At 71.0% G+C, this 5,723-nt stretch carries 5 protein-coding genes; 3 read left to right on the top strand and 2 right to left on the bottom strand.

Annotated elements, in window-relative coordinates; genetic code table 11:
* Positions 1-2,120: PKD domain-containing protein (locus ACFV4F_RS15015; protein ID WP_380502594.1), on the bottom strand; the 2,120-nt coding region annotated here is incomplete at its 3' end.
* Between the two features lie 360 nt (positions 2,121-2,480).
* Between ACFV4F_RS15015 and ACFV4F_RS15010 the strand changes: the two genes are divergently transcribed.
* Together ACFV4F_RS15010 and ACFV4F_RS15005 are read left to right on the top strand one after the other, a co-directional pair.
* Entirely contained in the window at positions 2,481-3,518 is a 1,038-nt protein-coding gene (locus tag ACFV4F_RS15010; RefSeq protein ID WP_380502601.1) for a fatty acid desaturase family protein, read from the top strand.
* Positions 3,519-3,578: 60 nt separating this feature from the next.
* Positions 3,579-4,049, top strand: coding sequence for a hypothetical protein (locus tag ACFV4F_RS15005; RefSeq protein ID WP_380502591.1), 471 nt, complete (start codon positions 3,579-3,581; stop codon positions 4,047-4,049).
* A 17-nt stretch (positions 4,050-4,066) separates the two neighbouring features.
* Here ACFV4F_RS15005 and ACFV4F_RS15000 read toward each other — a convergent pair whose 3' ends face one another.
* Positions 4,067-4,960, bottom strand: coding sequence for an alpha/beta fold hydrolase (locus ACFV4F_RS15000; protein ID WP_380502588.1), 894 nt, complete (start codon positions 4,958-4,960; stop codon positions 4,067-4,069).
* A 63-nt stretch (positions 4,961-5,023) separates the two neighbouring features.
* Here ACFV4F_RS15000 and ACFV4F_RS14995 point away from each other — a divergent pair.
* Positions 5,024-5,723, top strand: a 700-nt coding sequence (locus ACFV4F_RS14995) for a TetR/AcrR family transcriptional regulator (RefSeq protein WP_380502585.1), incomplete at its 3' end; no start/stop codon positions are given.

Here is a 5,723-nt window from a genome sequence, read left to right as displayed (position 1 = left end):
ATGAAGGTGGCGGTGCCGGGGCGGTAGAGGGCGAGTTGGGCGTGGCCGTTGCCGTCCCAGTAGCCGGGGACGGGGAGGTCGCCGGTGTCGCCGAAGGGGATGGCGGTGACGGTGCCGTTGTCGTGGCGCAGGGCGAAGGTGCCGTTGCGGTAGATGCCGAGCTGGTCGTGGCCGAGGCCGTCCCAGTCGGCGGTGGCGGGGAGGTCTCCGGCCTGGCCGAAGGAGACCTGGGTGATGTCGGCCTTGCAGCAGTCGCCGGTGGAGCGAAGTGCCCAGGTGCCGTTGTTGAACAGGCCGTTGGCGGCGGGCTTGCCGGTGCTCCAGCGGCCGGCGATCGCCCGGTCACCCGGATCGGGGACGTTGACGCTGATGAGGCCGTCGGCCTTCGCGGTGCGGCCGTGGTCGTCGTTGATGGTGAACCGCACGAGGTAACGGCCGGGCTTGGTGTAGTTGTGCCGGACCATGCCACCGGGGTAAGGCGCCCCCGGGGTGGTCTCGATGGTGCCGTCGCCCCAGTCGACGCTGTAACCGGTCACCGTCCACTGGCTGTTGAAGGAGAGGTACGCCCAGGCGTTCCTGGGGTCCGTCGCCGAGTGGGAGGCCCCGATTCCGGCGGTGAGCGGGCCGATCGTCGTGTCGACGTCCCTGGTGGTCGTCTTGACGGTGCCGTTGCCGTCGGTCGCGGTGAGGGTGGCGGTGTGGTGGCCCTCGGCGTAGGTGTGCGTCAGCGGGAAGGCCGGCGCGGTCACGACCGGGCTGCCGTCCCCGAAGTCCAGCGTGGTGGTGGCGGGGGACCAGGGCGAGGTCGTGCCGCCGCCGAACTCGGCGTCCAGGGGGTGTCCGTACTGGCCGGTCGTGAGGGTCAGCGAGACGGCGAACGGGTTCTGGTACTCGACCGCTCCACGGTCGTGGTAGCCCACGCCGGTGCCGGTGTTGGGCACGAGCGGGTCATCGACGCGCGGGTTGCCGTAGATGTCCGTGTCCAGCTGGCCGGGCGCGGTGGCGTCGGCCGAGTCCATCGCCGCGGTGTCGGCGGTGGGGGTCAGGTCCTCCAGGGAGGCGGGGGCGGTGAAGATCTTGGGGTCGACCGCCAGGTCGTGCTTGGCCTGGCCGGTGCCCGCGGCGAAGTCGGCGGGCGTCTTGTAGAAGATGCCGTTCCAGTCGTAGACGTAGTCGGCCGGGCCGTCCGCGTACACCACGTTGTAGTCGGCCCTGGTGCCGGCGACGGACTCCGGGGACACGGCGAGTCCGATCCCGACGTTGGGGTCGCACTTCCGGAAGATCTTGACGATGTTGTTCACCACCGTCGAGCCGGTGGAGCCGCCGCTGAGCGTGATGCCGGTGCCGCAGGTGCCGCCGATCGTGTTGCTGTTGACGACCGTGCCGGGTGCGCCGTCGGCGACGATCACGTTCGAGCCCGCCGCGGGGCCGATTCCGGTGAACGCGTTGGTGGTGATGATGCTCCCGGTCACCCCGGGGTCGACGGCCACGCCCGCCCGGCCGCTGCCGGCGATCTGGTTGCGGCTGACCGTGACGTCGCGGGTCTTCCCGGTGAGGCGGATGCCCGGCGTGTAGCCGGCCGGGGCGCCCGGCGCCCCGCCCGTGATCTGCATCCCCGCCCACAGCACGCTGTTGCCGTCGACCGTGATCCGCTCGGAGTCCTGGACGAGCACCGCCTCGTCCGCGGGCTGGTCGATGGAGAAGTTCCTGATCGCGATGTCGTGCACCCCGGACGCCAGGAAGGCGTGGGGGGCCTTCGCCGTCGAGGGGTACCCGCCCGGGCGGATCCGGGTGCGCGGCTCCTTGGGGTTGGCGCGCTTCTCGCCCTGGAAGACGATCGGGTGGTCCGCGGTGCCCGATCGCTTCAGCGTGACCTGTTCCGTGTAGTCGGTGCCGGAGACGAGCACGGTCTGACCAGGCTGCACCACGTCGGCGGCGGCCTGGATGCTGCAGAACGGTTGGTTCTGCGTCCCCGGTCCGCTGTCCGAGCAGGCCTTGTGAGTCTTGATCACGTACAGGAACTCGGTGTCGGCGTGCGCGGCCACGGCCGGCAGCCCGGCCACGACGGCGGTCGAGCTCACGAGTGCGGCGGCGAGGCCGACCCGACGCTTTCTGGGCACTGCTTGGTCCCCCATCAGTTGTGCGGAGCACGCCGGTCCGCTTGGTGTCCGAGTGTGGAACATACGGCCGACGCGTGCGCGAACTGTATCCAAGGGGGACGACGCCCCTCTGGGCGGGCCTCGGCTTCGATCCGCCTGCGCGCCAACCGGCCGCTGCCACGCGAGGAGTACGGCCGTCCTGGCGATCGAGTGGTGCTGCGGCGACACCTTCGAGGCTCTCTTCGCCACCAGACGGAGGAGGGGTGAGGCTGTCCCGGGGGAGGGCAGGGGGGTTAACACCCGTACGGGACGGGTGATTTCCCCGTTCTCCGGGGCGCTCCTGAGAACCAGACTCGGGGCATGCCCACACAGCCCGCGACGATGACGGTCGCGCCCGAGGCCCTCGCCCCGCAGCCGGAGACCGGCGGCAGCGACTTCGCCCAGTTGAGCCGCCGGATCGCCGCCGAGGGCCTGCTCGCCCGGCGGCACGGCTACTACGCCGCCCGCGCCGCACTGGTGCTCGCCGCGTTCGTCGGCGGCTGGTGCGCCCTGTTCGCGCTGGGCGACACCTGGTGGCAGCTCGGTCTGGCGGCGGCGATGTCCGTCGTGTTCGCCCAGATCGGCCTGCTGTCCCACGACCTGGCGCACCGGCAGGTGTTCTCCCGGCGCGTGCCGAGCGAGATCGGCGGCCGGATCGCCGCGAACCTGCTGATGGGGATGAGCTACGGCTGGTGGATGAACAAGCACACCCGCCACCACGCCAACCCCAACCACGAGGAGCGCGACCCGGACGTCGCCCCCGACCTCGTCGTCTGGTCCCAGCGGCAGGCCCGGCAGGCGAGCGGGCTCGCCCGGTTCATCGGGCGCCGGCAGGCGTTCCTGTTCTTCCCGCTGCTCCTGCTGGAGGGCCTCAACCTCAGCTTCAACAGCTTCCGTGCGCTGCGCGGTCCCGCGGTCAAGCGGCCGTGGCTGGAGGGTGCGCTGCTGGTGGCCCACTTCGCCGGCTACTTCGGGCTCGTCCTCGCCGCGCTCCCGGTGGGCAAGGCGGTGGCGTTCCTCGCCGTCCACCAGGCGCTGCTCGGCGTCTACCTGGGCTGCGTGTTCGCCCCGAACCACAAGGGCATGCTGATGGTCACACCGGAGATGCGGCTCGACTTCCTGCGCCGCCAGGTGCTCACCTCGCGCAACGTCCGTGGCGGCCTCGCCGTCGACGCCGTGATGGGCGGCCTCAACTACCAGGTGGAGCACCACCTCTTCCCCAGCATGCCGACGCCCGCGCTCGGACGGGCGGCGCGGATCACCCGCGCGTTCTGCGCGGAGAAGGGCATCCCGTACTACGAGGTGGGCCTGTTCCGCTCGTACCGCGAGATCCTCGCCCACCTGCACCGCACGGGGGAGCCGATCCGCTCGGGCGATTGAGGTGGGGAAGGCAGGCTGGTGACGCTTCCTCAGGTCGGCCGGGCCTGCCAAGATCCGCTGGTGAAACACGTGACGTACCGTCTTCCCCCGGCGCAGCTGCGCCGTCAGTGGATCTTCTCGACGCTCTTCCTGGCCGGCGGTGCCTACCTGGTGTACCGCGGTTCGCTCTTCCCGTTGTCCGTCCGGACCGCCGTCGGCATGGCCTTCGGCGTTCTCCTGATCACCGGTGGACTCCTCCAGGTGAACGGCGTCTTCACCAGCGTGAGCTTCGACGAGCGTGAGATCCGGTGGACCGGTGTACTGGGCTCCCGCAAGAGGTTCGCCTGGGCGGACGTCACCAGCGTCGAGGTCGTGAAGAACCGCAACCGCCCCGATTCCGGGGACGTCGTGCGGGTCACCCACCGGGACCGCGGCGACTTCAAGCTGCCGGCCGTGATCGGCATGCCGGGCGCCTGGCGCGACCCGGCCTTCGAGGCCAAGGCGGCCCACCTCATCGCCACCTGGCGCGAAGCCACCGTGGCGGCGGCTTAGCCGACCCGGCCCCTCGCTCACGCACCGGAGCGGGGGGTCGCACCGTTCTTGTGCGCCGGGGCGTCGAGGATCCGGGCCGTGATCAGCTCCGGCTGGTCGGTGGTCAGGGCGTGCCCGGCGTCGGGGACGAGTTCGATGCGGGCCGTGGGCAGCAACTCGCGGAGGCGGGCCGATACGGCCCGGGAGTCGTGCAGGGCGCTGCGCTCGCCGAGGAGGACGTGGGTCGGGGCGTGCAGGCGTCCCAGTTCTTCGTCGGTGAAGGTGTGGGCGAGGGGGAGCCGGCGGCGGAAGCCCATGGTGGCCTTCATCAGGGCCATCAGTTCGGTTTCGAGGATGGTGCTGTTCCCGACCACTCGTGCCAGGCAGGGGCGAAGTGCCCTCGGGGCGAGGCCGGCGAGGCCGCCGGCGATCACCCAGGCGTAGAAGCGCCACCCGAGGTCGGCCATGCCCGCCGGGTCGAGAAGGGTGAGGCCGGCGACGCGATCGGGGTGGTGGATGGCGTGGTTGATCGCGATCCAGCCTCCGTACGAGCACCCGACGAGACGGGCGGAGGGCGTGTCGAGTGCGGTGAGGAGTTCGTCGAGCCACGCGGCGGCGTCGCGGCCGTCGTGCAGGGGAGCGGTCTGGACGCTCGCGCCGGGTTCGCCGATGGTGTCGACGGCGATGACGGGGTGCCGTTCGGCGAGCGCCTCCACGTACCGGTGCCACATCAGCGAGTTGCCGCCGGATCCGGGCAGGAGGATGAGTGGCTCGCCGTGCTCGGTCCCGGTGCGGTGGACGCGGGTGGTGCCGAACGCGGTGGGGACGTCGATCGCGGTCTTCGGGCCGGGCCACAGGGACGCGAACGTGCGCTCGTAGGCGGCGCGGAAGCGGGACTCGGCCCGGGCGTTCCTGAACTCGCTGATTCGCATGGTACATGTGTATCACAGGCATGATACGGGTGTACCAGGATCGGTGGAGAGGAAGTTCGCGGGATGGCGGAGAAGGCCGACCACGAGGAACGGCGCCGGCAGATCGCCGAGGCCCTGCTGCGCATCGCCGACACCCAGGGCCTGCAGGCGGCGAGCATGCGGGCGGTCGCGGCGGAGGCCGGGGTGTCGCTGCGGCTGGTGCAGTACTACTTCAGGACGAAGGACGGGCTGCTGCTGGATGCCCTGGCGAGGCTCGGGGTCCAGCTCCAGGCCCGGATGGAGCGGTGGATCAAGGAGGCCGGGTCGCCGCCCACGCCGCGGAGCATCGTGACGGCGATCCTGGCGTGCATCCTGCCGACGGACGCCGAGAGCCGGCGCATCACGCGGACGTATGCGGCGTACTACACGCTCGTGCTGAGCGATCCGGGGGCCATGGAGAAGAAGGGCCCGCTCCAGCCGGATCTGCTGGAGGGCTTCCTGGCGAAGCAGATCCGCGCGGCGCAGGAGGCGGGGGAGATCGGGGAGGGGAAGGACGCGGCGGTGACGGCCGCCGGGCTGCTGGCCATGGTCAACGGGCTGGGGTCGAGCGTGCTGGGCGGCCAGCGCGGCGGGGAGGAGGCGGTGGCGATCCTGGAGTACCACTTGGAGGAGTTGTTCGGCGGCGGGGGAGAGTGTGCTCGCCGGACGCGCGCCCCCCCCCAGTCGCGTAATAACAACAGTAGCAGCCCCCGCCAAAGAAAATTTATATATAGTGTGGGGGGGT

This window comes from Kitasatospora sp. NPDC059722 (assembly GCF_042733235.1).
Taxonomy (GTDB): Bacteria; Actinomycetota; Actinomycetes; order Streptomycetales; family Streptomycetaceae; genus Kitasatospora.
This window is presented reverse-complemented; position numbering and strand designations above follow the sequence as displayed.